The following is a 26,552-nucleotide window of genomic DNA, read 5'->3' on the forward strand; positions in this document are numbered from 1 at the left end:
AAACATATAGAAAACAATATGAAAAAAGTAATCCTTTCCGCAGCAGTTATTGCCTCTCTATCAGCAATACTAGCTACATCTTCATGCTCAAAAGTTGAAGAGGAAATTAAGAACACTACAACTACTGCCGAAGACATTACCCGCACAGAAACTTACCTTTCTTCTGTATTTAATATCACTACTGATGTTGCCGCTACTGACGGCCGTTTAAGCAAAACGGGCAGTAACTTGTTGCCAACCGGTGTTGAAGTAGAGTTTACAGACTCATCATTTACCGATGGTGATGACGTTGAATACTTTGTTGACTTTGGCGCATTACCCGGAAAACTTTGCCAAGACGGTGTTACCCGTGCCGGACGCGTTGATGTGAAACAATCAAAACGTTTTAGCGAAGTGGGTTGTGTAGTTGAAATTAACCTGCCTGTTGCTAACAACTTCCATGTAAGCACTACCGGTGGTATGACTAAATTATCAGGAAAGGCAATTATTACCCGCCTAACTGCTAACAAAACAAACTTCAAAATTCAAGGTGGTAAAGCCGAAAACGCTACCGACGGTACTGTAACTTTTGATTCTGATAAGGATATGGTAACCGAAGAGTTGGGAGCACCCGGTATTGTTGATGATGTTTTCAAAGGTTTTGGAAGCGGTAGCGGTACTAACACAAAAGGCAAACCTTATACTTGGAAAACTAAAGATACCATGGTTAAAGTTGAGCAACCAAATTGCTCTTTCCCAATCAAAGGTATTATTGAGTTAACCTCAGAAAAAAGCACTTACGTGATTGATTTTGAACCCGATGGTGGTGCTTGTGATAAAAAGGTAGTAATTACCTTACCTAACGGCACAAAAGTTCCGAAAACATTCTAACCAACCTATAAACCAATTTTACAAAGTAAAGCCCCTTTCATCGAAGGGGCTTTTTTATTTCCCCGCAATTGGTGGTAATTTGCAATGCTTGCAAACACTAAATACACTTAGATTATTACTGCTTCCGCTTTCGTGGATATATGGAGGCATACTCTCACTTCGCAATTGGTTTTTTAACAACGGACTTAATAAGAGTTTTCGCTTTGATTTCCCTGTTATCAGTGTAGGTAACCTATCAACAGGAGGCACCGGAAAAACCCCGCACATAGAGTTTTTGGCAAAACTGCTGAAAGATAAATATGCTGTAGGCGTAGTAAGTCGCGGCTATGGGCGAAAAACCAAAGGCTTTTTTGTGGTAAATGAAACCAGTACCGCAGCCGAAGTAGGCGACGAACCCTTACAAATAAAACTCAACCATCCTCAAATACAAGTAGCGGTGGGCGAGCAACGTATATTGGCCATCCCCTCGTTGCTGAACGAAGCCCCTGAAACACAAGTGGTATTATTAGACGATGCTTACCAACACCGCTATGTTGCACCCGGCCTTAACATATTGCTTAGTGACTACAGCCGTATGTTTTACGATGATTTTGTATTGCCCGCCGGAAATTTGCGTGAGTTTAGACGCGGCTACCGCAGAGCTGATGTGATACTGGTAACCAAATGCCCTGCAAACATTAGTAACGAACAAAAGCAGCAAATTATCTCCCGTATAAAGCCCCGCAAGCACCAGCAGGTATTTTTTACGTGGCTAAATTACGGAACACCTTACAAGTTAGGCACTCCACAAGAAATGCTTGAGAGCATGGCACAACATAATGTGCAGTTTTTTGGTGGCATAGCCAATACAAAACCTGTGGAACAATACCTTGCTAAAAGCACTGCGGGCTATGAAGTAAAACAACTTACCGACCATTTTAATTATACAGCCGAGGCATTAACAGAGATTGAAACCACGTTTACTGCTTGGGGGAAATCGAACAAAGTATTACTCACCACCCAAAAAGACGCTGTGAAGCTGATGCAAGGCGGGCTAAAAGAAATTGCAACCAAGCTGCCTTTGTATGTGCTGCCGATAGAGATTGGTATGAATGACAGCGAAAAACAGCAATTTGCATCCGTAGTTGAAACTTATATCCAAAAAGAGTTGTCTATTAATTAAACAAATCCAAACGTATGAAGCGTACCTTAAAATTTATATGCCTTTTAGTATTGCAAAGCTTGGCCTTGATAGCTTTTTCACAACACAAAAAGTTTAATATGGTACAGCTATCGCGTTGGGACAATGACAGCCTTAGCACAATGGGCTTGCAAAGCTATAACGACGTTTGGGGCTGGTACGATACGATAAAAAAACGCGAATACGCAATTGTGGGAACCGTAGACAGTACTTACTTTTTTGATGTTACCAACCCGTTTGCAACTCCGATAAAATGTGATGCCGAAGCAGGCCGTTCAGGATTTTCAATTTGGCGCGATTATGATACTTACAGCCATTACTGCTATGCTGTGCAAGATGCTAACGTTGGTGCGCTGCAAATATTTGACATGAGCTACCTGCCCGATTCGGTACATAAAGTATATCAAAGCGACTCTTTGTTATACCGCAGTCATACCATATTCAGGTCGGGGGATAAGTTGTATTGCAACAGTGCTACTACCCGCAACGGTACCCGCAGGGCTTCGCAAATATTATCACTGGCCGACCCTGAAAACCCTACGCTGGCAGGTATCATTACCCCGCCCATTTTTGGGGGTACTGCTGCTTTTAACTTTTGCCACGATACCTACGTGCGCCACGATACCGCCTATTGTTCAGGCGAAACCAGCGGCCTGTATATTTTTGATGTGCGCAACCCCGCTAACCCAAAATACTTGGCGGCCATCACTGATTACCCCGAAAAAGGTTATAACCACAGTTCTTGGACTACTGACGACGGAAAGTATATATTTTTTACGGACGAAAACCACGGCTTAGGTATCAAGGCTTTTGAGATTGACAACTTTGCCAACATGGATTTCCAATCCGTATTCCGCTCTAATCCCGGAGCTATCGCCCACAACCCCTATATCAAAGGAAACTTCTTATACGTATCGTACTACGAAGACGGTGTATATGTATTTGATATCCGTAACCCTAAAAACCCTCAAGTAGTGGCTTATTACGATACCCACCCACAAAACAACGAAGGACAATATCGCGGTTTTTACGGCTGTTGGTCGGTTTACCCGTTCCTACCTTCGGGTATTGTGCTGGCTTTAGACCAAACCAACGGTTTGTTTGTATTAAAGGCCGACGCCACCATATCTGTAGAAGAATTGGGCGTAGAAACATTTAATGTGTACCCCAACCCTTTGAACAGTGATAACCTTAGCGTGAGTTTATTAAACCACGACGAACGCGAGGTAACGGTTACTATTACTGATGCTTTGGGCGTTGAAGTGTACCGCAGCCAACAAACAGTTGAAGAGGGTTTGAATAATTTATCGGTGCAGATGCCCGAAGGGGCTAAGGCAGGCATATATTTTGTAACAATTACGGGCAGAATTAGCAATATTTGCAAAAAAATACTGAAACCGTAAAAGTTATTAATGCCGCAACCTACCGCCCGTATTTTGTATAAATTCCTTTTAGTAGTATTAGCAACGGGCTTTAGCCTTGTAGCCAACGCACAGCTTACAGAGCGGTATTCAACCATTAATATACTGCCCATGCAAAACCTGTTTTATGCAGTGGATAGCATGCAGCACCCCGATACCGTACCTCAACGTTTTCAGCAATACCACCCCCTTTTCAGAAACGAAGTTGCTTTTCTAAGTCAGGGCAACATTGTGTCAGCGGCACAATCGCTCATATTTAATGCCGAACGGGAAAGCGGTTTAGATATGGGCTTACAACAGCCATACAGCTATTACCTATTCTCACCCCAAAACATAAATATGTATAAGGTGCGCCGTGCTTATACTGATTTGGTGTACACGCAAGGAGCAGGTGAATTGATAGGGATTAAAACATTACACAGCCAAAACATACTTCCCAACTGGAACATAGGCGTTGATTACAACCGTATTAAAAGTGACGGTTTTCAGCTACGTCAGCGGACCAGCGTTTACAATACCCGTTTTTTCAACTGGTACCACAGCCGTGATGAACGCTACCACCTGATTATTACAGCGACTTGGAACCGTTTACGTAATGAGGAAAACGGCGGACTGAAAAGCGATTCGGCGTTTGAAAATTCAACCGCCCTCAGCAAGTTTCCCGTACGCTTGGGGGACGATATTGATAAGGTTCGTAACTATATTAAAACCAACGATTACCGCATCACAAATATGCTGCGTTTGGGGCCTAAAAAACAGGTAAAGTATTACCAACCCGAGGCCATGACGTATGAACTGGACACACAGCAAACACTGATACCTACTTATGTAATAGCGCATCAGTTTGCTTATACAGGAAACCGTTATTTGTATAGAGACGACAGCTACGACACCAATACTTATTACCCGTACACGTTTCTGAATGATGACCGTACTTTCGACTCGATACAGCACAACGTAATCAGTAATTCTATCACTATTAGTAACGGCCCGTTTATGGGCTACCTGCGTGATACCTTGCCTGTGAAACGCTGGTTAATGCTAAGTGCTACGGGCGGATACGATTATCACTTTATAGCATGGCAAACTACTACCAACGCACGCTATAACAATACCTACGTTGGGGGTAGCATTTTCTCAAATCCATACATACCTGCGGCTGTTAAATTTAATGCCGAAGGGCGTTTTTGGTTGACAGGCTACAACCAAGCTGATTATAAGTTAAAAGGTCGCTTGGACATAAATTTTGGTGCATTTGTGCTTGAAGCCGGAGCATTGTTTCAGGCCTACCGCCCGCAAATCACACAATACTTTTTTGTAGGTAATCACGCCTATTGGATAAACGATTTTGATAAAACCTTTGTAAACACGCTTTCGGCTACCTTGCGCACTAAACGTTTGAAAAACAACTACCACCTTACTTTCAAACAGCAATTGGTAAACAACTATATCTACTTTGACAGTACACTTACTGCAAAGCAAGAGGCAAAGGCTATCAGCATCACATCCGTAAACTTAAAAAAACGCTTTCAGGCCGGTAAGTTCTTTTTAGACAACAACATTACCGCCCAGTTTACCAATAACGAAGACATATTGAGGCTACCTGCCCTTTCAACTTGGAACTCGCTTTATTTCCAAGGCTATATGTTTAAAAAGGCTATGTACGCTCAAATAGGGGTTGATTTCTTCTATTACTCACAGGTAACGGCCAATACTTTCGACCCTGAAACCAAGCAATTCTACATTCAAAATAAGGTGGATATCGGTAACTATCCGTGGTTTGATGTGTTCATCAACGGGCACGTGCGCAATTTTACCATATCGGCAAAAATGGAACACGTAACCGCAGGCTTCTTTGGCCGCAGGTATTACGCCATGCCCCACCAACCCATGCACGGCAGGGTATTCAGGCTGGGCATTTCGTGGAAGTTTTTTGATTAATAGGGTAACTCTTGCGAGGGATTGAAATCCCTCGTTGTTACAATTACCGTCTGCAAATGGACTTAAGTCCATTTGCAGACGGTAATTTTGAAAGAATGGGGTTTTAACCCCGTTACAATCAGTTTCCCATTTTTTTAACATATGTAAAACCTTGCCGCGTGGCTAAACTTCAACTTTGCACCTACAAAACCATCCGATAAAATTATGAAAGCAACCATACTAGGTGCAGGAATTGCAGGACTTACCACAGCCATCGCATTACAGCAAAAAGGGATAGAAATTGAGATTTTTGAGGCTGCACCCAAAATTCAACCCGTAGGCGCAGGGTTGGCCCTTGCGGCAAACGCTATGCAAGCCTTTTATAAATTGGGCATTGCTGATGCTATTATTGCCAAAGGTCGCAAATTGCCCGCCTTTTCGTTTTACAACCATCGCGGTATAATGCTAAACAGTACCAACAGCATAGAGTTGGGTAAAAAATACGGCATAGACAATTTTACCATCCACAGAGCAGCATTGCACAGTGCCTTGCTAGAACAATTGGGCGAAACCCCCATAAATCTTTCAAAAAGAGCGGTAGGCTTTACCCAAAACGGTAATGTTATTACCCTGCAATTTGCCGATGGCAGTAGCCACATTACTCAATGCCTTATTGTTGCTGACGGGATAAACTCCCCCATCCGCAGGCAGTTGATACCACACAGCCTACCCCGCTATGCGGGCTATGTGTGCTGGCGTGCAGTAATTGACAGTAAAGGTTTTGATTGGAGCGAAACCTCTGAAACCTTTGGCCCAATGGGTCGTTTTGGAATTACTCCACTTGCTAATAACTTGTTGTATTGGTATGCCTGCACCAACGCTCCAAAAGACAGTAAACATTATGCCGACTATACCGTTGATGATTTGCGCAAACACTTTGCGGGCTATCATCACCCCATAAAAGAAATACTTGACCGCACCGAAGATAACGCGCTTATCTATGGGCCTATACTTGATTTGGCACCCCTTGATAAATTTGCCTTTGGTAACATTTTACTGATTGGTGATGCCGCCCATGCAACAACACCCAACTTAGGGCAAGGTGCCTGCCAAGCTATTGAAGATGCTGTAGTACTGGCCGATGAAATGGCGAAAACCACCGTGTACCAAAATGCCTTTGTAAATTTTGAGCAACGCAGATTGGAGCGCACCCGTTATATTACATTACAATCAAGAAAGGTGGGTGAAGTAGCCCAATGGCAAAACCCTGTGCTGGGATGGATACGCGACAGAATAATGAAGAATATGCCCCAAAGCACCAAGGATAAACAGTTTGCAAAACTGTTTACGGTTGATTTTTAACCAAAAGGAAATAGCGGCAACTCGGCCACCTCTTTTACTGCGCTGTTTTGCTTATCAATTTTAATGTAGTGATGGCTCACACCGTTGCTCACCATTATATAATCAATCCCAAAACCGTAAGTGTACACAGCAGCCTGTGTAAAAACCGCTGCATTAATAGATACCGTAGGGGCTTTGCACTCTACCAATAAAGCGGGCTGGCCGTTGCGCCCAAACACCACAATATCGGCGCGGCGGCTACGCCCCAATACGTTTATACCCTTCTCAACCCCAATAAGGTGCGGGGGTACGTTTTTATCTGTTACCAAAAAGTGGATAATATGCTGGCGCACCCATTCCTCGGGCGTTAGCACCACATATTTCCTTCTCACCTCATCAAAAATTAGTTTTCTTTGTGCCTCGGCTTTCACCTTGTACTCAAAAGGGGGAAGGTTTAACTGATACATAGCGCTTTTTCAAAAATACTTCAAATAATACAATGGCAACAGCAGCATCTGCATCGTTTGATAAAATAATGGCTTCGTTAATAGCACGCAAATTCTCACCCGTGTATTTTTTGCAGGGTGAAGAAAGCTATTTTATTGATGCGGTAGCGGATTACATAGAGGATAATGTGCTGAACGAAGGCGAACGCGGTTTTAACCAAACCGTGTTTTACGGCAAAGAAACCGATATGATGACGGTGGTAATGGCCGCGCGCAGGTTTCCGATGATGAGCGATTATCAGGTGATTATTGTGAAGGAAGCCCAAAACCTGAAAGACTTTGATAAGCTGGAAAGTTACCTTGCTAATCCCGTAAGCAGTACTATTTTGGTGTTTGCCTACAAGGGTAAAAAACTGGATAAGCGCACCAAAACGGCTAAACTGCTTGCCAACTTTGAATTTTTAGACTCAGCCAAGTTATACGAGAACCAAGTGCCTGCTTGGGTAACTGATTATTTGCGCGGCAAAGGCTACACTATGAACGAGCGTGCCCAAGCGTTGGTGGCACAATCATTAGGAAATGATTTGGGCAAAATTGCCAACGAGTTGGATAAGATGTTGCTAAACCTTGCAGGTGGTACGGTAAAAAACATCACTGAGAAAGAAGTTGAGGAAAACATTGGCATAAGCAAAGATTATAACGTGTTTGAATTGCAGGATGCCATTGGCAAACGCAACTTTACCAAAGCCATTGAAATTGTAGATTACTTTTCGGCCTCTAAAAACCAAAATGCCAACTTGGTAGTGGTGTTGCCCCAATTGTATTCATTCTTTAGTAAGCTGTATAAAATTCATTTTCTGGCTGATAAGAGTAAGGAAAAGGTGAGCAGTGCTTTGGGTATTAACCCGTTCTTTTTCAACGACTATATCAACTATTTCAAAAATTACTCGTCTATCAAGATTGAAAAGATTTTTGCTACGCTATCCGAATTCGACCTAAAATCAAAAGGGGTAAACAATTCGGGCACCCCTGACGGTGAGTTGATGAAGGAGATGCTTGTAAAGATTTTTCATTAATAAATAATTAACATTTGTCGTTTTTTCTTATTTATTTGCCTAAAAAACACCCTCTAACCAATGAAAAGAATTTTACTAGCCTTATTAACAACACTGCCCGCTCTTGCTTTTGCGCAGCAAAGCAGCGACATCGAAGCGGGGGTGATTCCTCAAAATCCCAATGGGATTGTTCCGACTCAAGTTGAGCCGTTTAAACCTGCACACCCTGTTACTTCTAAAGGTTTTATGCGTAAATCGGGCAATTTGCCCTATAAGTTTGATACATTAGGTTTTACCTATTACGATTTGCAAACCAATGCTTCTGTTGGTAACCGTGTATTGGTGCATGCTGATGGTAAAGTATCAGTAGCTTGGACGTATTCTCCTGACGGAACAGCTGAATTCCCTTTGCGTGGTAGTGCATACAACCACCACAACAACACTGCTTGGGGTGCCCCTCCAACCAGCCGTATCGAAACCAACCTGCGTTTGGGTTGGCCAAGTATTGGTGTATTGCCCGGAAACAAAGAGTATGTTATTTCTCACTTTGCTACCAGCGGCGGTTTGCACGTAATGACCAACGATGCGATTGGCGGCAGCAACTGGACTACCGGTCCTCGTGTGCTAACTATTGCAGGAGGTAAGCCAATTTGGAACCGTGCAGATAACAACGGTAACACCATCCACGTACTTACTAATTACTCTGACTCAGCAGCTTCTACTGATCCTCCAAACATTCGTGTTGACGGTATGTTGTTGCCAACTACTTATTCACGCAGTACAGATGGCGGTCAAACTTGGAGCACTGCACTAAGTATGCTACCCGGTTATGATACCAGCCGTTATTTGCGTGGCGGTGGCGACCAATATGCTATTGATGCCAACGGTAACAATGTAGCTATTGTAATTGCCGACAATCTTGGCGGTGATGTTGCCCTTTGGAAAAGTACCGACAACGGACAAACTTTTACTAAAATTATCGTTGATACGTTTGCTTTCGCACCATACAAAACCGATAAAGTAATTGGTTCTAACGTGCCTACTAACGACGGTTCTGTTGATGTTGTAATGGATAACAACGGATATGCACACGTATTTTGGGGATACTCTGAAGTTAGTAAAAACCACCCAAGTGCCGACTCTTCATTCTTTACCCCTGCTTCTAACCGTATTATGTACTGGGGCGAGCAAAACAATGTAAAACGCATTATTGGCGGTATGATGGATATGGACGGTGATACACAACTAACCGTAGCTTACGGTACTCCACGTTCATTGGGTGCTAATAACACTTTGCCACGTTTGCAAGACAGCTTGGGTACTGTTGACCTTATCTCAGTTGCCCGCTATGGTAATACTTCATTGGCTACTATGCCCAGCGCAATGGTAGATGCCCAAGGCCGTATTTTCTGCGTGTATTCAGCTCCTCTTGAAGGTGATTTGTATGCTTCTAACGAAGCCCGCGAAACTTCTAACTACCGTGATTTGTTTATCACTTTCTCTACTGATGGTGGTATCACATGGGCCGATCCTCAAAACATTACCCAAGGACACGGTTACGAAGATGTTTTCGGATGTGTTGGTAAAACTATTGTAAACAACGTATTGCACGTAATTTGGCAACGCGACGAAATACCCGGTACCAACCTTCAGAACAACTCAAGCGATGGTTCTCACCCAACTGTAAACAACGTTATCCTTCATGCTTCTATCCCTGTGCAAGCCATTATCAACAACCAAATTGGTCTTGGCCCCGGTGTAAGCGTTGAAGAGATTGACCAACCCAACGTTTACATCACCAACGGTTTCTATCCAAACCCTACCAGCAATGGCGGTGAAGTAGAAATTTTCTTGACTGAAACCAGCCCTGTTACTTTAACTGTTACCAACTTGTTAGGTCAAACCGTTGCTACCCAAGATTTGGGCAAGCAAGCTCCCGGTAACACCACTGTTAAAGTGGCTACTGATAGCCTTGCTGCCGGTGTGTACATGTATAACATCTCAACCGGAAAATACGCTGTTAGCGGTAAAATGGTTGTGACTAAATAATACCTCGATACATACAGGTATAAAATACTTAATCCAAACTAAGCAAAACCCCGTCTGAAATCAGACGGGGTTTTTTAATGCTTTTAGAAACAGGATTAAAATCCTGTTCTGTTAAAATTACAAAGCGAAGCAGGACTTAAGTCCTGCTTCGCTTTGTAATTAAAGAGCGGCAGGTTTCAACCTGCCTTAATATATTAATCTACTTGAGGTACGTAAATAGAGAAATCTATCGTTTCCTGCTTTTGGATGTTCAGTTTCACGATATGGTGAGATTTTACTACACTATCGCGGGTTGCAGGATTAAGGAACACAGGCCGTAGTTCTGTGGTTTTATAATACGGCAAATGCAACTCCTCTGTGATTTCGTAGGGCAATACTTTCAGGCGTTCAAGCCCTTCGTCGGTAGTGTATAACCACACTGTTTCACCGTTCTTGTAACGGCTAAAATATTGTTCAGACCAAACGCTGGTTACATTCCAGCCTGTATAAAAATCAAGCGAATGCGCTGAGCCAATGGGAAAAATCAGAAAATTCTTTTGGGTAATGTTTTCAGCGGGTGCTTTTTCGGCAATGTATTTTCCGCCCATACTAAACGCTTGGTAGCGCATTAGCTGCGGGTAAAAATGCAGGTTCATGGTAATATTTAGCAAACAGATGCTGATAAACGCCACCTGCAATACCGATGTAGTTTTTTGGTAGTTCTTACCTATGTAGTACAACACCATAATAAGCCCAACCGCCATAAGCACAGGTATCAAAATGTTTTCAGGCTTAAACACATAAAACAATACGCCAATCAACGCCCACACAAGGGCAGCAATAAGTAGCTGGGTACCTTTTACCAAATGTTTTGCCCAAGGAAAACCCTCTTGCAGCACACATACTACCCAACGGGCAGCAAAAATGGCCGCAAACGGGTAGGCAACAAAAATATAGTGCGGCAGTTGGTAACTTGATTTACTAAGAGCTAACAACGCAAAGGTAAAACCACCCAAGGTGATGGCCTCCTGCCCTTTTTCAATCTTAAATTTTGAGCGGATTACCTTATACCAACCGTTTATCCACGCGGCAAACAGCCAGATAGTCCAAGGCATAAATGCCCATAAGGTTGACTCAGTAAGAAAAAACGGCCCTGCATTATTATCCCATACGTTTTCGCCAGTAATACGGCCAAAACTCTGGGTCCAGAAGTAAAACTTCAAGCCTGATTCACCTATGTGCCCGTTCACATCCACCGCAGGGTTGGCATCGTATTGATTATACAAACCGATACACATGGGCAACAGCACCAATGCAACAATGGGTACACCCAGCAACCAACGCCAGTTAAAAATGGTTTTCCAATCGCGCTGCAACACTAAGTGAATACCGAAGGCTGCTATTGGCAGCACTATGCCTATAGGGCCTTTAGCAAGCATGGCAAGGCCAATACCCACAAAGCCCAATACAAAATTCAAAACTTTTCTATGCTCAATATAGGCAGCAAGTTGCCACACCGCAAAAATCACCGAGCCGGTAAGCATCAAATCCGTACGCACATCGTTTACCATTAAGAAAAACGCCTGCGTGCTACCCAATAGCAATGCCGCCCAATAGGCTTCACGTTCGCTGTAATACAGTTTTGCCAAACCATACACCGATACCATTGCCAGCAAGGCAAATAGCATTGAGGGCAGCTTAAACGCCGCAGTTGACACTCCGAAAATGTGGTACGAAGCTGCTGAAAGCCAAAATAAAAGCGGGGGTTTATCAAGATAGTTACGCCCTTGGTCGGTAATGTGTAGATAGCTGTCCCTGTCTATCATCTCTTTAGCCATTGCGGCGTATTGAGACGAATCAACGTCCATTACATCAATAAACAGGGCAAATACGTAAACAATCAGTATTAGTACGAAGGGGAAAAACTTTGCAGCTTTATTCAAAACTTAAAAATTTGGTCAAAAATACACCTAACATTCAAAATCGTTGCCAAAAATAGCCCCTTAGTTAAAAGTTAATTCTTACTACAGGTAATAAAAGTAAAAAAGGCGCAAAAGCTTGTAGCCTTTGCGCCTTTGCATATTTTTTAGCGATAGCCGTATTATTTAATTTTGTTGCTGTAAGCGTTGATGAACTTATAACGTACACCCACTTTACGCCAAACTACCACAGTAGCTTCAAGGTTTTCTTTGTTGTAACCGCTGATATCAAAAGTAAATTTGTTATCCAACACGGTGTTTGCAGCAGTAGTGCTTGAAGTATTGATTTTATAACCGAAAGACTCAGCTTTGCTTGAACCGTCCAATTTACCGGCAGCCCTTAACACGTGGTGGTGCTGAGTGTTTGCACCGTCAGCGTGAGATGCTTGGTAACCTTTCACTTTATCTTCAGTTAAGTAAACAGCAAGGTATAAATCGCCGCCTACCTCTTGGAAAAACTTGGTGCGGGTTTCAACAGTCATAATGTTTGCACTGTCAGATACCCTCAAACCGCTGTTTACATACACAGGTGATGCACTGTGAGCAGCAATAGCAGCATCCACTTTATCAAGTTCGCTTTCAATATTCACGTTATTTGTACGGTCAAGCATAGCTGTTCCGTTAGCCACAAACGTAGGGTAACCTTCGCTCCTAAACATAGCATCCATATCCGTAGCTACTTGGGTAATAAACAATTGTGCCACAAAATTTTGGCTGTATGTACCCATATACACAGCGTTTTTGCCATTCAGGGTCATTATTTGCTCAAAACCTTGCCAGCCCCATGAGCCGCAAGGGCCACATAGCGAACCTGTAAGTTTGTTTACCAGTGAAACGTTAGTTTCAGGTACTACAATTTCTTGTGGGGGATTGCTGTTACCATTACCGCCGGGATTTGGCTCAGGGTTGGTTTTGTTATCCTCTTTTTTACAAGCTGAAAACAGCATGATAGCCGAAGCTACGGTTAGTAATATTTTTTTCATAATGAAAACGGATTCTGTTGTGTTTTAAAATTTATGTAAAAGTACAAAAACAGGAATGATTTAACGATGACATAGACGTAGTGCTTTTAAAAAACGTTCTAAAGCGTTTTTACATTATTGATTACTTTTGCAGCCACATCATGCAAAAACCGTCTATACCCTCAGGAACCCGTGATTTTAGCCCCGCAGAGGTGGTTAAACGCCGTTATATTTTCAGCACCATCGAAAGTGTGTTTGTAAAATATGGCTTTAAACCCATTGAAACTCCAAGTATGGAAAACCTAAGCACCCTTACAGGTAAATACGGTGACGAGGGGGATAAACTGCTGTTTAAAATCCTTAATTCAGGAGATTATGCCGGCAAGGTAGATGATGCACAATGGGCTGAAAAGAACAGCAACAAGTTGGTATCAAAGATTGCCGAAAAAGGCTTGAGATACGACCTTACCGTTCCTTTTGCCCGCTTTGTGGTGATGAACCAAAGCAAGCTTTCGTTCCCGTTTCGCCGCTACCAAATGCAGCCTGTATGGCGCGGTGATAGACCCAGCAAAGGCCGCTACCGTGAGTTTTACCAATGCGATGCTGATATTATCGGGTCTGATTCGCTGATAAACGAAGCTGATTTGGTATTGATATACGCCGAGGCATTTGAAAAGCTTGGGGTTAACGTTACCATTAAAATAAACAACCGTAAGGTGCTGATGGGTATTGCCCAATTATTAGGTGTTGAAAATAAACTTACCGATTTAACAGTAGCCATCGATAAGCTGGATAAAATTGGTATGGACGGTGTGAAAACAGAATTAACCGACCGTGGTTTCTCGTCACAACAAATAGAAAAAGCGGCTGAAATTGTGGGGTTTGAAGGTGATAATCACCAAACGGTTGCCTACCTAAATACCTTATTTGCCGAAGGCAGCGAGGGAAAAAAAGGCGTACAGGAACTTGAAACGGTTTTCACCTACCTGCAAGCCACCGGTTTTGATTTCGGTAAACTGAAAATAGACCTTACACTTGCCCGCGGTCTTAACTATTACACAGGGGCAATTTTTGAAGTTAGTGCAAACGATGCGAAAATGGGCAGCATTGGGGGTGGTGGCCGCTACGACGACCTTACAGGTATTTTTGGTTTGAAAGGTATGTCGGGCGTAGGAATATCGTTTGGTGCAGATAGGATTTACGATGTGATGGAAGAACTTAATTTGTTCCCCAACACAACCAACTCCTTTACCCAGTTACTGTTTTGTTGCATGACGGATGAAGCCCTTACGTATGCCTTGCCGCTGGCGGCCAAAGCCCGCAAAGCAGGCATAAACACAGAAGTATACCCAAGTGCTGCAAAACTTAAAAAGCAGTTAGATTTTGCCAACGCCAATCAAATAGCGTACGCGGTGATTATTGGCGAAAGCGAAATGCAAAACGGACAATTGGCATTTAAAAACCTGCACACAGGCAACCAACAAAGTATAGACATTGACGGTGTTATCGATATGATAATCGGGGATTAACTCCTTCGACAGACTCAGGATTAACTGAGCTTGCTGAAGAAAATCCTGAGCTTGCCGAAGGACATCCTGAGCTTGTCGAAGGACATCCTGAGCTTGTCGAAGGACATCCTGAGCTTGTCGAAGGACATCCTGAGCTTGTCGAAGGACACTTATAAATAAAAACATAAAACACACAAACACGTGGGCCATATAATCAAAGACATTATCACTTTAGAAGAGATATACAAAGCGGTACTAAGCGGCGAAACCGTTGAATTATCTGAAAAAAGTAAGCAACGCATTGCCAACTGCCGTGCCTTTATTGATAATAAAGTAAAAGGTGATAGTGGCCCTATATATGGTATAAATACCGGTTTCGGCTCGTTGTACAACGTACATATTGATACCGATTCGTTAGGCCGTTTGCAACGTAACCTGTTACTGTCACACGCCTGCGGAACGGGCGATGAGGTACCTCAAGACGTTGTGAAGCTGATGTTGTTGCTAAAAGCTCAATCCCTTAGTTACGGACACTCTGGTGTGCAGCTTGAAACCGTTCAGCGTTTGTTGGATTATTACAATGCAGGTATTTACCCTGTAGTATACCAACAAGGCTCGTTGGGTGCTTCGGGCGATTTAGCTCCGTTGGCTCATTTGTGCCTGCCGCTGTTGGGCGAAGGACAGATTTATTACAAAGGTGAAAAGTTAGCCGGTGCCGAGGCCAATAAAATTGTAGGCAAGCCCAATATTGAGCTACAAGCCAAAGAAGGGCTTGCATTGATAAACGGTACTCAGTTTATGAGTTCATACGCGGTATGGTGCTTGCTAAAAACCGAAATGCTTACCCTGTGGGCCGATACAATTGCTGCCACCTCGTTTGAAGCATTCAACGGTAATTTGAAAGCATTTGATAGCCGCATTGCACGTGTACGCCCGCATGCCGGCCACCTGCATACGTCTACTTATTTTAATGAGTTGTTGAAAGACAGTGCTATCACCAATTCACCCGATAAAGCAGTACAAGACCCTTACTCTTTCCGTTGTATCCCGCAAGTACACGGCGCCAGCAAGGATGCTATTTCGCACGTGAAGCACGTGGTACATACTGAAATAAATTCTGTTACCGATAACCCTCTTGCTTTCCCTGAAGATGATACCATCATTTCTGGCGGTAATTTTCACGGGCAGCCATTGGCGTTGGTGCTGGATTACCTTGCCATTGCCCTTGCCGAATTAGGCAGCATCAGCGAACGCCGTACGTATTTGTTAATCAGCGGCCAGCGTGATTTGCCACCGTTTTTGGTAACCCGTCCCGGTATCAACTCAGGATTTATGATTCCGCAATACACTGCTGCAAGCATTGTAAGCCAAAACAAACAACTTTGCTCGCCTGCATCGGTTGATAGTATTGTATCATCAAACGGACAAGAAGACCACGTGAGCATGGGTGCTAATGCGGCTACCAAAGCCTACCGTGTGGTGCAAAACTTAGAGCGTGTTTTAGGTATTGAACTGTTTACTGCTATGCAGGCACTGGATTTGCGTAAGAAAATAAGCGGGCTAAAATCAGCAGATACTATTGAAAAAATTTATGAAAACTATCGCAAGGTGGTTCCGTTTATTGAAGAAGATAGCTATATGCACCCACACATTGATGCCAGTGTGAAATTTTTACAAAAATGAAAAAACTAAGTGCCCTTATATGGTTTGTATGTGTTGCGCTTGCCGCCAATGCTCAAAAATTTGAGGGTGGTTTTACGGGCGGACTAAACCTGAGCCAGTTAGACGGCGATATGCTTTCTGGCTATCACAAAGCGGGTATTAACGGCGGTATTTGGGTGAGTTACCCGTTTAATGATAAATGGTCGGCCGGGATTGAGTTTTTATATACCCAAAAGGGCGCTTTGCGCCAAATTGACGAAAACAATATTGCAGCTACGTTTGCCTTTGATAAATTTAAGCTGAATTATATTGAAGTGCCTGTGTACGGCGGGTTTACTTATAAAAAATTTACCGGCCAGTTTGGATTGACGGGCGGTTATTTATTAGGCGCAAAAGTGGAAGACTTTGCCGGAATACGCGATTATAAAACCAAACTAAAACCTTTTGAAACAGGTATTTTGTTGGGACTATCCTACCCTATCAATAAAAAACTGGCTGCCCAATTACGGTGGCAGTACACTATATCATCACTGGCAAAAGGTGATAACCGAAACATCTTTACTGATAACGGGTTTTCGCGGGTTATCCTCGGTTTGTACAATAACCTATTGAGTGTGAACCTAAAGTATTCGTTAAACAAATAAGACGTAAGACTTTTGTAAAAGGCATCTTTTTATTTCGCTACAAAGACACTAAGATGGCTCATTACAAGTGTTTTGCGTCTTCGTGCCTTTGCAGCATAAAGAGTGTATTACATCCCAATTGAGCTAATATGAATATTCTTAGTTGGCCATTACTTCACCACCAATTTCTTGCTTAGGTGTTTGCCTAAGTTTACGTAGTAAATGCCTGCTGCCCACTCGTCAGTATCAACTTCAACAAAGTTTTGGCCGGGGTATAAGTGTACTTCTTCAACTTTACGCCCTGCATTATCAGTAATCAGTAATTGTTGTTTGTTGTACACATCGTCAAACTCAATTTTCACTTGCCCGTCGGTAGGGTTTGGGTAAATGTTTAGTTTACCATCCTTTATTTCTTCAGGGTTAGTTATTCCACCCAATGTTTTATCAAACATGGCAAACACGTACTCCCCTTTTTTAATTCCGTTTAAGGTAATATTTCCGCGTTTATCCAATTTGTTACCCGTTGTGATTGTGTAGTGAGGGTATATAAACCATGCGCTTCTTGGGTCGGGACGGTACAACAATACCAAACTGTCCTCAGTGGTTTTTATCAAGTCATTATCCAGCCAGCCGCTCGTAAATCCGCCGGGCGTGCTGCCATCATACTGCAATATTGTTGTTGCGTTTAGCAAGGTATCACTCCATGTGCCTGATATGCGCCAATACCTGCTACCCGAAGCATATAAGTTAGGATAAGGTATTGCTCCGCTTACCGGAGCCGTCCAGTGGTGTTCAACACGCATCAACGCGCTATCAGCCAAAGCATTTGCGTTTACAACCACATTCAAAAACGTGCCGTTAAAATAATACCCTGAGTTACTTTTCACCCAATACTCGTTTTCAGTAACCGCATCGCTAAGTCTTGCATCACGGTCGGTAACCACCATTTTAGGGGCAAAGAGCATGGTGGCTATCACTTGGGTATCGGCAAGGTTTAGTTTTATAGGTAGATTATATACATCGCCCTTATCACTGATAAAGGATACCACCAAAGGCACATCTTTGTACAACTTATTGGTAAAGCGTAGTTGCTGATTCACTTTTGCAGTGCAGGTATAGTTGCTGCCGTTTTGCACGGTATTGGTTATATACGCTGAAAATGCTGTGAACCCGGCTGTATATACCCAATTATCAAAAAACGCAGTAAGGTTGGCCGATGTATGTGCTTGCAATGTGGTTTTTAAATCCTCGCTGCTCACATCTGATAGTTTTTTAACATTCTGAAATGCCTTGATACCTGCCATAAAATCAGCATCGCCCATGTAGCCGCGTAAGCTATGCACTACACTTGCTCCTTTCTTGTACACGTGGTCACCGTAGGTGTAGGCATGGGGAACACCACTTACGGGCCAGGGTTGTCCGTCGGTTAAATGGGCACGGCGCAATACCTCAAAGTGATTGTCCATTATAGCCTCGTTGTATCGTTTTTTGCCGTATATGTGTTCTAAAAACAACTTCTCAGAGTACGATGCCCATCCCTCATTCAACCACATATCTTCTTGGGTACGGCAGGTGGTGTTATCGCCCCACCAATGGTGGGCAAACTCATGAGCCATCAAAGTTTCCTGACTCAGCGTGCCGTCAATGGCAAACAGCGGGTATGCAATATTGGTTGCGTGTTCCATCGCGCCGCCACTAAAAGGTACTGCATTAAACCCTACCCTTTCGAAACGGTGTGGACCGTACCATTTTTCAAATCCTTCAAATGCTCCTTTTAAATTGGTGAACGATGCTCTCATTTTAGCAGTATCGTTAGGATGTGCAGCAAGTGTAATTGGCGTTGGGCCTGATAAAGCCGCATACGAATCTTCTATCACCCCGTAAGGGGCAACAGCTACCGAAGCTAGGTAAGTAGGTATGGGTGTGTTTAATTGCCAGTACCAAGTTGTGCTACCGTCAAAATTATCGGTTCTGTTTATCAATGTGCCGTTGCACATGGCGCGGTTGGTACCGTCGGTGGTAATTACAAAGTCATACAACGAACGACTGGTAAACTCATCTACACAAGGAAACCACACCCGCCCGAAATTATGGGGATTGGCATCAAAGCCTACCCCAAGGTTAAACGCATATACCCCTGAAAAATAAAACCCTCCCCATTTTTTATCGGTTTGGGGCTTGCCCTCGTATTCAACACGCACTACTTGACTGTCGTTGGTGTTTAAAGGGGTTTTAAGTGAAATCAATAGTGCGGTATCGTTGTATAAATAGGTAAGAGAATCGGGACCTGCCCAAATTTTGTTTACCGTTAGTTTCAACAAATCAAGTTTAATGGTCGAAAGTCCGTTTTCTTTTGATACGATGGTTACATCGGTATATCCCTTAATGGTTTTGGTTGATGTATTACGTATATCAAGGTTAATGCTGTATTTACGCACCTCAAATTTGTTAGCTGCGCCCGATTTTTTTTGTGAGACAAGTAAATCCCAATTGCCGTGAAAACGGCAGCCCCCTTGCGCTTTTAGGCCAAATGCAATGCATGCAAAAAACAGTGTAATGTATATTCTCCTCAAGTTCATAGTTTAGAAGTTGATATTGCAGTGTATATCTTCTTGATTAATCCGCAATATAGTTATTTTTGCGCCTGTTTATGAGTGAGTACCTCGTCTATATCACCACCCCTCTGTATGCTGTCTTTATATTAGGCGAATTGCTTTACAGTCATTTTCATCACCTCAGACTTTATAGCGGAAAGGATTTTTTCACCAATCTTGGCTTGGGCATACTGGGTGCTTGTTTTGATTTTTTGATGATAGGCGTATGTTTTGGGGTGCTTAACTACATAGCCGCAAACTATGCACTCATACACATACAAAACCCCGTACTACGGTGGGTAGGTGTGTTTTTGATACAAGACTTTTGCTTTTACTGGCTACACCGTGTTGAGCATTATTGCCGTTTCTTTTGGGCAGTTCACGCCAACCACCACTCAAGCAACTTATTTAATCTTTCAGTAGCCTTGCGTTCATCGGTGTTGCAACCGCTGTACCGATATATGTTCTTTTTGCCTTGCGGCCTTTTGGGTTTTACGGGTCAAGAAGTAATGTTTATCTACGCCGTAAACCAAGCGTATGCCTTTTTTGTGCACACCAAACTGGTGGGTAAACTGGGCTGGTACGAACAGATATTTGTTACCCCTTCTCACCATCGTGTACACCACGGCAGCAACCCGCAATACCTTGATAAAAACATGGGACAAGTGCTGATTATATGGGATAAGATTTTTGGTACTTATGCTGAGGAAAATGAAGAAGTTGAGTTTGGCCTTACTACTAAGCTGGATACCTTCTTTTTGCCCCGTGTGGTAATGGGAGAATGGAGCAAAATATGGGCTGACGTGAAGAAACCCGTATCACTAAAAGATAAGCTTATGTACGTGTTTGGCCCGCCGGGATGGAGTCACGACGGTAGTACGCTTACCTCCGCACAAATGAGGCAACAAATGGATGCAAAATCTTTGCAGCCTGTAAACATCAAAGAAGAACAATTGTTATAACATCATGAATACATTAAAAATTGGCGACATTGCCCCTGCATTTACTTTGTATAACTCTGAAAAGAAAGAAATTTCTTTGGCGGATTTTAAAGGAAAAAACGTGGTAATTCTGTTTTTCCCGCTGGCATTTACCAGTACATGTACGGCTGAGCTTTGCGGCGTACGCGATGATATTGCCAACTACCAACGCTTAGATGCTGAGGTTTTGGCTATATCGGTAGATACCCCACACACGCTTGCCAAGTTTAAAGAAGAACAGCATTTTAACTTTAATGTGCTTTCTGACTTCAATAAAGAAGCGTCAACTGCTTACGGCAGTATATACGAAACTTTTGTATTGGGTATGCGCGGTGTATCTAAACGTTCAGCGTTTGTAGTTGATAAAGCCGGCGTTATACAATATGCTGAAGTGCTTGAAAGTGCAGGCGATGTGCCCAACCTTGAAGCGGTAAAAGCTACCCTTGCAGGTTTAAGCAAGTAATTGAATTAAAGAAATAGAACAAGGCATCAGGAGAACTCCTGATGCTTTTTTTGTTTGTATTATGGGGTAAAAACTATTGAGCGGCCGAGGCCCTTATACGGCTAAGGCTCACTTGGGTGATACCCAGATACGAAGCAATGTATTTTAGCGGACAGCGGTTTATCAAACCGGGATATTTTTGGTTTAGTACCTCATACCTTTCTTTTGCTTCATGAAATCTTATACTTTCTATCCGTTGCTGCCCCTCTAAAAAAGCAAAAATAGCCATCTTCCTTCCTACCCTTTCAATATCGTGATGACGGGTACACAACTCCTCAAATTGCCGGTAATTAACCCGCAACACTGTTGAATCTTCCAACAGTTGTATCCCCTTTTTAGATGGTCGCCCGCTAAAAAGGCTATCCACCCCACCTATAAATTGCCCGTCGATGGCAAAATAGTCCGTTACATCCAACCCGTTCACCTCATAATACACCCTCGCTACTCCTTCATTCACAAAATACATGTAGTGCGAAACCCCGCCGATTTTTAGCAAATGGGTGTTGCGTTTGTAGGGTTTCTCTTCAATTATCTCTGAAAGTGCCGCTTGCGCTTCAGCCGAAAGCGGGCTTATTAGCATAAGAGAATGTAGCATTTTTCAATTTTTTGTAAAAATAAATAATAAGTAATGAGGTACTTAGCGCGAAATATATAATTAGCGGCGGTAGGAAAAGAGTAAATTTTATATTTGCGACGCGAAAATTTGCTCTTTATGGAATTAACCCTCGTGATTATTTTTGTGCTCGGCTACTTAGCCATAGCTTTTGAGCACCCGTTAAAAATTAATAAAACAGCCCCTGCACTTCTAATCGGGGTTTTAACATGGACCGCTTGGGTTCTTTTCACCGGAACATCAGAAGAAAATGCTCACGGCATCGGACACGAACTAAGCCACCATTTAGGCTCTATCAGCGAGATTCTATTCTTTTTGCTAGGTGCCATGACCATTGTTGAGATTGTGGATGCCCACCAAGGTTTTAAGGTCATTACCAATCGTATTAAAACCAAAGATTCGCGCAAGCTGCTTTGGATTATATCCATCATCACCTTCTTTTTATCTGCCGTACTTGATAACCTAACTACCTCAATTGTAATGGTATCGTTATTGCGCAGGCTGATACACGATAAAGACCAACGTAAGTTTTTTGCCTGTATGGTAATTATTGCTGCCAACGCGGGTGGTGCGTGGTCGCCCATTGGTGACGTAACCACTACCATGTTGTGGATTGACGGACAAATTACTTCGGGTAATATTATTAAAACCCTTTTTATACCCAGCTTAGTTTGCCTTATTGCACCGCTTATCTTCCTTTCGTTTAAGATGAAAGGAGATATTAAACGTGCCGAGTACGATTACGAAGAGGCTGAACACCAAGAAGAAGTGAAAGGCAGCGTATTGATGTTCTTTTTAGGGGTTGGTTTGCTGTTGTTTGTTCCCGTATTTAAAACTGTTACGCATTTACCTCCCTACGTAGGTATGTTATTCGGCTTAGGGGTTATTTGGGTAGTATCAGAGTTATTACACGTTAATAAGACCGAGGAAGAAAAGAAACCTTACACTGCTTTGCACGCACTAACCCGTATTGATACTTCAAGCATCTTGTTTTTCTTGGGTATTTTGCTGGCTATTGCCTCATTAGAAGCCACCCACGTGTTAGAACACCTTGCCAAATGGATGGATAACAGCATTGGCGACCCCAATATTATCGTTACCTCTATTGGTTTGCTTTCATCGGTGGTAGATAACGTACCATTGGTAGCCGCATCAATGGGTATGTATCCGCTTGCCTCCGGTGCTGTTAACCCCGAAGCCTTCCAATGGGCGTTGGCAAACCCAAGTGCTGTAACTGAAGGCTACTTTATGTTTGAAGGTGTTAAATACTACCTTACCGATGCCAAGATGTGGGAATTTATGGCCTATGCAGCCGGTACAGGCGGTAGCTGCCTTATTATAGGTTCAGCCGCAGGTGTGGCCGTTATGGGTATGGAAAAAATCGACTTTATTTGGTATCTTAAAAAGATAACCATGCTGGCGCTTATAGGCTACTTTGCAGGCATTTTCTGCTACCTTGCCATCTACCCGATTTTTGCCGTACACTAAGATTTTTTGTGATACTTAAAATTATGCCCCGGCTATATGGCCGGGGTTTTTTATTTTTGCACCCGATTTAGCCATGATAAACGGAAAAAAACTGGTAATTGTGCTGCCTGCATACAATGCGGCCCTAACCCTTGAGAAAACCTACCGCGAAATACCTTTTGATATTGTGGATGAGGTGGTATTGGTAGATGATGCCAGTAAAGATGAAACCTCTGAAAAGGGCAGAGAATTAGGTATTAAGCACGTAATTAAACACCCAAAAAACCGTGGATATGGCGGCAACCAAAAAACCTGCTATACCAAGGCATTAGAGCTGGGTGCTGATATTATTATTATGCTGCACCCCGACTACCAATATACCCCCAAACTGATTACTGCTATGGCCAGCATTATTGCCAACGAGGTATATCCCGTAGTATATGGCAGCCGTATTTTGGGTAAAGGCGCATTAAAAGGCGGTATGCCGATATATAAGTACATCTTTAACCGTTGCCTTACGTTGTTCCAAAACGTACTGATAAACCAAAAACTGAGCGAATACCACACAGGCTACCGCGCGTTTAGTGCTGAGATTTTTAAGAAAATTGATATTGAGGCCAACAGCGATGATTTTGTGTACGATAACCAAATGACGGCTCAGATTTTTATGGCCGGGTTTGATATTGCCGAGGTTACCTGCCCTACTAAGTATTTTGATGAAGCCTCTTCGATAAACTTCCGTCGCAGTTCTATTTACGGATTAGGAGTACTGCTTACCTCTATACAATACCGCTTGCAAAAAATGGGTATTGCTAAGTTTAAGTACCTAACGGTAAAATAAGCTCTTCTTTGTTCCTCTGAGTGATAACGAAGAACCTTATATTATTCCGTTATTAGTAAGCATTTCAGCGAAGATGTTTCGCTATGCTCAACATGATACGACCAACTGTCCTTCTGAACGATAGTGAAGAATCTTTGTTCGCTTTGTTCAGTTACAAATTGGGATAAGATGTTTCGCTACGCTCAACATGACAGCGAACTACTTCTTAGTAAACGTAAGGTATTCGAAGCCTTGTCCGTTTAAGCTGTTTTTAAGCTTCAATTCTTTATCGGTAAGAGTTACCACCTCATACACAGGCTTGTTAATTTCTTGCGGGCCTTGCATTTTAGTAAACTCAAGGGTGAGTTTTTTATCGTTGGCGTTATAGTACCATTTACCCGTGCTTTCATACGTAAACCGTATTTCGGTAAATGTGCTGTCGTCTTTAAAAATGTAACGGGTATTCTTGTTCATTTCCTTGCCGCCCTGTTCGTACATGGCAGGCACATCCTTTAAATCATGGCTGTAATCTGTACCTTGCCATATACCCACCAGTTTGCTTTGGGCAGGTTGCTTATCGCCGCAGGCATTTACCAAGATTATACATCCCGCTGCAAGCAGCAGAAACAGTTGCTTTACACTTGTCCTCATTCAATCGTTATCTTACTGTCGCTATCAATATTGGTTCGTTTGTCAAAAATAAAGTCGTAGTAACCCGCATCCCCTTTCTTTGCTTTCACGGCCAGCTTGCTGCGACCCATTTCAAGCCCTTTGGCATCCGTTATTTTTATCACTACTTCGCTTTCAAAATCCTTATCAAACGTCATATACACCGATAGTTTGTTATCGTGTCCTTGGTTAGCAGTGGCTGTGTCGCTGCTTAACAGTACTTTACCAATACCAAGTCCTTTTTCTTTTAGCTGTGCAGATGGCTGTACCACAATATCAAAAGCGGTTTCAGCACCTTTGCCCACACCTTCGGTAAATTCACCCAAGGTTTCGCCTACTTTTTGTCCAGCCTTATTACTGCAACTGTTGCAGGATGAAACCAACAACGAAACGATTACAAAAACGGTTGTTATATGCTTGTTCATAAAGGTAGTTTGTTATTCAACTCTTTCGTAAGCTCCTACATCGGGTGCTCCATCGTTGCGAAGATTACCTTCTAAATCATCCAAAATCCCAAGTGAAGGTGCTTTATCTTTTGCGGGTGATAGTGTATCAAGACTAAAATCAAGGTCGGCAATGTTCTTAAACTTAGGGTCTTTGTTCAATGTATTGCTTGCATCCCATCCCAACAACTCAGTTTTTATAAAGTTATCAAAGAAAGTGGCTGTTACATTGCCTTGCCCTTCTCGCACAAATAAAAACTCTTCACGCAAGCTGCCGTAAATAATACTGTTACGTATGTTTACCGTTAGCGGATTAATGCTGATAACATTACCTGCTTGGTTTTTATAATCAGCATTGCTGATGGCAAACGATTCTTCTTTACGGCTAAATGTCCCTCCGTAGTTGGCAAACGTACAGTGTAACATTTCGTAGTTTCCGCCCAAATCGCCTGCAAAAGTGTATTGACCGCAGTTAACTACGCAAGTGTTTACCATTTTTAACCTTGAAGTAAACGCAAGCACTCCAACGGCACTCATGTTTTTTATCAATGTATTTTCGATGGTTACCTTCGGGTTGGCATTGTTTGAAAGTGAATCGCTGCGCACCCCGACTGTTCCGTTAACAATGTCGGTGTACTTAATGGTGCTGTTTCTACTGGTAGTGATAAAATGTAACCCATACCATTGACCGGGAATATCCGTAAAGTCCTTACCCAAACGGGCACCCTGCATCACTACACGGTTTTGTTTGGTTCCGTTCACCTCAAGTGTCCCTTCGATAATAAAACCTGCCCCCACATCAGAGTATATCTTTACACCCGGCCCTATAGTGAGCTTGCGGTTTTGGGGTATCCAAAAATATCCGTAAATCACGTAGGGTTTGGTAGCATCCATCCAAGCGGTATCGTTGGTACTGGTTACTTTATTAAAGTAGTAGGCATCTACCCCAAAGGCACGTAGTTGGGTGTATTGGGTATTGCCGTTGGTAATAAATTCTATCGAGTCGCGTACAATAGGGTCGCCACCGTTGCGGGGGTCAATACTCGCTTCTACAAAAATGTAGATGCTATCCCCGCCCAAAATTTCATAATCGTTCAGTTGGGTAGTGCGTTCCCCATCAATATTAATACGGTAGGGCGATGCATTACCGCCTGCCAACCGTATGGTTGTTTTAATAGCGTTTTTACTGGGATTATAAACTATCAGTCGCTTGTTTACCGAACGGGGAAAAGGGCCGCCACCCAAAATGGTGAACACGGTATCAAACATTACCGTATCGGTAGAAAATTTGAGTTTGGTGGACGGGTTGTTATCAAACTGCTCGCGCTTACACGAAGGAGTAAGCACTCCCACGCCGAAAAACAGCAATACTAATATCCATCCGCTATGTTGTTTTAATAGTTGCAAAACAGGCCAAAATTATGCTTTATGAACTAATTTTTAAGGGTTTTTATTGCCTAACGATAAAA

22 protein-coding genes are annotated in these 26,552 nt (G+C 42.8%); 14 read left to right on the forward strand and 8 right to left on the reverse strand.

What is annotated here, in order from left to right; translation table 11 throughout:
• The first annotated feature begins 18 nt into the window (after nucleotides 1–18).
• The 5 genes from F9K23_04330 (at nucleotide 19) to F9K23_04350 (ending at nucleotide 6,753) form a co-directional block, all read left to right on the forward strand.
• A complete protein-coding gene (locus F9K23_04330; protein KAB2917615.1) occupies nucleotides 19–870 on the forward strand; it encodes a hypothetical protein in 852 nt (283 codons plus the stop codon).
• A gap of 7 nt (nucleotides 871–877) precedes the next feature.
• A complete protein-coding gene (gene lpxK, locus F9K23_04335; GenBank protein KAB2917616.1) occupies nucleotides 878–2,032 on the forward strand; it encodes a tetraacyldisaccharide 4'-kinase in 1,155 nt (384 codons plus the stop codon).
• Between the two features lie 14 nt (nucleotides 2,033–2,046).
• The gene (locus tag F9K23_04340; protein ID KAB2917617.1) at nucleotides 2,047–3,453 is read left to right on the forward strand and encodes a choice-of-anchor B family protein; all 1,407 of its coding nucleotides are present in this window, start codon (nucleotides 2,047–2,049) and stop codon (nucleotides 3,451–3,453) included.
• 9 nt (nucleotides 3,454–3,462) lie between these two features.
• Entirely contained in the window at nucleotides 3,463–5,412 is a 1,950-nt protein-coding gene (locus F9K23_04345) for a hypothetical protein (protein KAB2917618.1), read from the forward strand.
• A 204-nt stretch (nucleotides 5,413–5,616) separates the two neighbouring features.
• Nucleotides 5,617–6,753 (forward strand): NAD(P)-binding protein, encoded by a 1,137-nt coding sequence (locus tag F9K23_04350; protein ID KAB2917619.1) that lies wholly within the window; start codon nucleotides 5,617–5,619, stop codon nucleotides 6,751–6,753.
• On the opposite strand, the gene F9K23_04355 is transcribed toward F9K23_04350, so the two are convergent.
• Nucleotides 6,750–7,199: a type I restriction enzyme HsdR N-terminal domain-containing protein gene (locus F9K23_04355; GenBank protein ID KAB2917620.1), complete on the reverse strand. Its 450-nt coding sequence runs from the start codon at nucleotides 7,197–7,199 to the stop codon at nucleotides 6,750–6,752. The genes F9K23_04350 and F9K23_04355 overlap by 4 nt on opposite strands.
• A gap of 68 nt (nucleotides 7,200–7,267) precedes the next feature.
• Between F9K23_04355 and holA the strand changes: the two genes are divergently transcribed.
• Together holA and F9K23_04365 are read left to right on the forward strand one after the other, a co-directional pair.
• Complete coding sequence (gene holA, locus F9K23_04360) at nucleotides 7,268–8,254, forward strand: DNA polymerase III subunit delta (protein ID KAB2917767.1); 987 nt, start codon at nucleotides 7,268–7,270, stop codon at nucleotides 8,252–8,254.
• Between the two features lie 60 nt (nucleotides 8,255–8,314).
• On the forward strand, nucleotides 8,315–10,282 hold the full coding sequence (locus F9K23_04365) for a T9SS type A sorting domain-containing protein (protein KAB2917621.1): 1,968 nt from the start codon (nucleotides 8,315–8,317) through the stop codon (nucleotides 10,280–10,282).
• 194 nt (nucleotides 10,283–10,476) lie between these two features.
• On the opposite strand, the gene F9K23_04370 is transcribed toward F9K23_04365, so the two are convergent.
• On the reverse strand, nucleotides 10,477–12,204 hold the full coding sequence (locus F9K23_04370) for a hypothetical protein (protein KAB2917622.1): 1,728 nt from the start codon (nucleotides 12,202–12,204) through the stop codon (nucleotides 10,477–10,479).
• A 158-nt stretch (nucleotides 12,205–12,362) separates the two neighbouring features.
• Nucleotides 12,363–13,223 carry an Omp28-related outer membrane protein gene (locus F9K23_04375; protein ID KAB2917623.1) on the reverse strand — a complete coding sequence of 287 codons (861 nt, stop codon included), beginning with the start codon at nucleotides 13,221–13,223 and terminating at the stop codon, nucleotides 12,363–12,365.
• A gap of 140 nt (nucleotides 13,224–13,363) precedes the next feature.
• Here F9K23_04375 and F9K23_04380 point away from each other — a divergent pair, with 140 nt between their 5' ends.
• The 3 genes from F9K23_04380 (at nucleotide 13,364) to F9K23_04390 (ending at nucleotide 17,016) form a co-directional block, all read left to right on the forward strand.
• Nucleotides 13,364–14,731, forward strand: coding sequence for a histidine--tRNA ligase (locus F9K23_04380; GenBank protein ID KAB2917624.1), 1,368 nt, complete (start codon nucleotides 13,364–13,366; stop codon nucleotides 14,729–14,731).
• A gap of 180 nt (nucleotides 14,732–14,911) precedes the next feature.
• Complete coding sequence (gene hutH, locus F9K23_04385) at nucleotides 14,912–16,393, forward strand: histidine ammonia-lyase (GenBank protein ID KAB2917625.1); 1,482 nt, start codon at nucleotides 14,912–14,914, stop codon at nucleotides 16,391–16,393.
• On the forward strand, nucleotides 16,390–17,016 hold the full coding sequence (locus tag F9K23_04390) for a PorT family protein (GenBank protein ID KAB2917626.1): 627 nt from the start codon (nucleotides 16,390–16,392) through the stop codon (nucleotides 17,014–17,016). The genes hutH and F9K23_04390 overlap by 4 nt, the downstream gene beginning before the upstream one ends.
• 149 nt (nucleotides 17,017–17,165) lie before the next feature.
• Here the strand turns inward: F9K23_04390 and F9K23_04395 are convergent, their stop codons facing one another.
• Nucleotides 17,166–19,574 (reverse strand): T9SS type A sorting domain-containing protein, encoded by a 2,409-nt coding sequence (locus F9K23_04395; GenBank protein KAB2917627.1) that lies wholly within the window; start codon nucleotides 19,572–19,574, stop codon nucleotides 17,166–17,168.
• Nucleotides 19,575–19,645: 71 nt separating this feature from the next.
• Between F9K23_04395 and F9K23_04400 the strand changes: the two genes are divergently transcribed.
• Complete coding sequence (locus F9K23_04400) at nucleotides 19,646–20,551, forward strand: sterol desaturase family protein (protein ID KAB2917628.1); 906 nt, start codon at nucleotides 19,646–19,648, stop codon at nucleotides 20,549–20,551.
• Between the two features lie 4 nt (nucleotides 20,552–20,555).
• Nucleotides 20,556–21,032, forward strand: coding sequence for a redoxin domain-containing protein (locus F9K23_04405; GenBank protein KAB2917629.1), 477 nt, complete (start codon nucleotides 20,556–20,558; stop codon nucleotides 21,030–21,032).
• A gap of 73 nt (nucleotides 21,033–21,105) precedes the next feature.
• Here F9K23_04405 and F9K23_04410 read toward each other — a convergent pair whose 3' ends face one another.
• The gene (locus F9K23_04410; protein ID KAB2917630.1) at nucleotides 21,106–21,666 is read right to left on the reverse strand and encodes a Crp/Fnr family transcriptional regulator; all 561 of its coding nucleotides are present in this window, start codon (nucleotides 21,664–21,666) and stop codon (nucleotides 21,106–21,108) included.
• A gap of 117 nt (nucleotides 21,667–21,783) precedes the next feature.
• On the opposite strand from F9K23_04410, the gene F9K23_04415 reads away from it, so the two are divergent.
• Nucleotides 21,784–23,172, forward strand: coding sequence for a sodium:proton antiporter (locus F9K23_04415; GenBank protein ID KAB2917631.1), 1,389 nt, complete (start codon nucleotides 21,784–21,786; stop codon nucleotides 23,170–23,172).
• Nucleotides 23,173–23,245: 73 nt separating this feature from the next.
• Nucleotides 23,246–23,992, forward strand: coding sequence for a glycosyltransferase family 2 protein (locus tag F9K23_04420; protein KAB2917632.1), 747 nt, complete (start codon nucleotides 23,246–23,248; stop codon nucleotides 23,990–23,992).
• 198 nt (nucleotides 23,993–24,190) lie between these two features.
• On the opposite strand, the gene F9K23_04425 is transcribed toward F9K23_04420, so the two are convergent.
• The 3 genes from F9K23_04425 to F9K23_04435 are packed head-to-tail and all read right to left on the reverse strand — an operon-like array spanning nucleotide 24,191 to nucleotide 26,490.
• Nucleotides 24,191–24,622 carry a hypothetical protein gene (locus tag F9K23_04425; GenBank protein ID KAB2917633.1) on the reverse strand — a complete coding sequence of 144 codons (432 nt, stop codon included), beginning with the start codon at nucleotides 24,620–24,622 and terminating at the stop codon, nucleotides 24,191–24,193.
• Nucleotides 24,619–25,065 carry a hypothetical protein gene (locus F9K23_04430; protein KAB2917634.1) on the reverse strand — a complete coding sequence of 149 codons (447 nt, stop codon included), beginning with the start codon at nucleotides 25,063–25,065 and terminating at the stop codon, nucleotides 24,619–24,621. Before F9K23_04430 ends, F9K23_04425 begins: the two co-directional genes overlap by 4 nt.
• Before the next feature lie 12 nt (nucleotides 25,066–25,077).
• Nucleotides 25,078–26,490, reverse strand: coding sequence for a hypothetical protein (locus tag F9K23_04435; protein KAB2917635.1), 1,413 nt, complete (start codon nucleotides 26,488–26,490; stop codon nucleotides 25,078–25,080).
• Nucleotides 26,491–26,552 lie beyond the last annotated feature (62 nt).

This window comes from Bacteroidota bacterium, assembly GCA_008933805.1.
In the GTDB taxonomy this organism is placed as follows: Bacteria; Bacteroidota; Bacteroidia; order UBA8524; family UBA8524; genus SB11.

Excerpts from the sequence above, each read along its gene's own strand:
- F9K23_04330 (KAB2917615.1), top strand. The coding sequence starts at position 19 with ATGAAAAAAGTAATCCTTTCCGCAGCAGTTATTGCCTCTCTATCAGCA.
- F9K23_04340 (KAB2917617.1), top strand. The coding sequence starts at position 2,047 with ATGAAGCGTACCTTAAAATTTATATGCCTTTTAGTATTGCAAAGCTTG.
- F9K23_04345 (KAB2917618.1), top strand. The coding sequence starts at position 3,463 with ATGCCGCAACCTACCGCCCGTATTTTGTATAAATTCCTTTTAGTAGTA.
- F9K23_04350 (KAB2917619.1), top strand. The coding sequence starts at position 5,617 with ATGAAAGCAACCATACTAGGTGCAGGAATTGCAGGACTTACCACAGCC.
- F9K23_04355 (KAB2917620.1), bottom strand. The coding sequence starts at position 7,199 with ATGTATCAGTTAAACCTTCCCCCTTTTGAGTACAAGGTGAAAGCCGAG.
- holA (KAB2917767.1), top strand. The coding sequence starts at position 7,268 with ATGGCTTCGTTAATAGCACGCAAATTCTCACCCGTGTATTTTTTGCAG.
- F9K23_04365 (KAB2917621.1), top strand. The coding sequence starts at position 8,315 with ATGAAAAGAATTTTACTAGCCTTATTAACAACACTGCCCGCTCTTGCT.
- F9K23_04375 (KAB2917623.1), bottom strand. The coding sequence starts at position 13,223 with ATGAAAAAAATATTACTAACCGTAGCTTCGGCTATCATGCTGTTTTCA.
- F9K23_04380 (KAB2917624.1), top strand. The coding sequence starts at position 13,364 with ATGCAAAAACCGTCTATACCCTCAGGAACCCGTGATTTTAGCCCCGCA.
- F9K23_04390 (KAB2917626.1), top strand. The coding sequence starts at position 16,390 with ATGAAAAAACTAAGTGCCCTTATATGGTTTGTATGTGTTGCGCTTGCC.
- F9K23_04395 (KAB2917627.1), bottom strand. The coding sequence starts at position 19,574 with ATGAACTTGAGGAGAATATACATTACACTGTTTTTTGCATGCATTGCA.
- F9K23_04400 (KAB2917628.1), top strand. The coding sequence starts at position 19,646 with ATGAGTGAGTACCTCGTCTATATCACCACCCCTCTGTATGCTGTCTTT.
- F9K23_04405 (KAB2917629.1), top strand. The coding sequence starts at position 20,556 with ATGAATACATTAAAAATTGGCGACATTGCCCCTGCATTTACTTTGTAT.
- F9K23_04410 (KAB2917630.1), bottom strand. The coding sequence starts at position 21,666 with ATGCTACATTCTCTTATGCTAATAAGCCCGCTTTCGGCTGAAGCGCAA.
- F9K23_04415 (KAB2917631.1), top strand. The coding sequence starts at position 21,784 with ATGGAATTAACCCTCGTGATTATTTTTGTGCTCGGCTACTTAGCCATA.
- F9K23_04420 (KAB2917632.1), top strand. The coding sequence starts at position 23,246 with ATGATAAACGGAAAAAAACTGGTAATTGTGCTGCCTGCATACAATGCG.
- F9K23_04425 (KAB2917633.1), bottom strand. The coding sequence starts at position 24,622 with ATGAGGACAAGTGTAAAGCAACTGTTTCTGCTGCTTGCAGCGGGATGT.
- F9K23_04430 (KAB2917634.1), bottom strand. The coding sequence starts at position 25,065 with ATGAACAAGCATATAACAACCGTTTTTGTAATCGTTTCGTTGTTGGTT.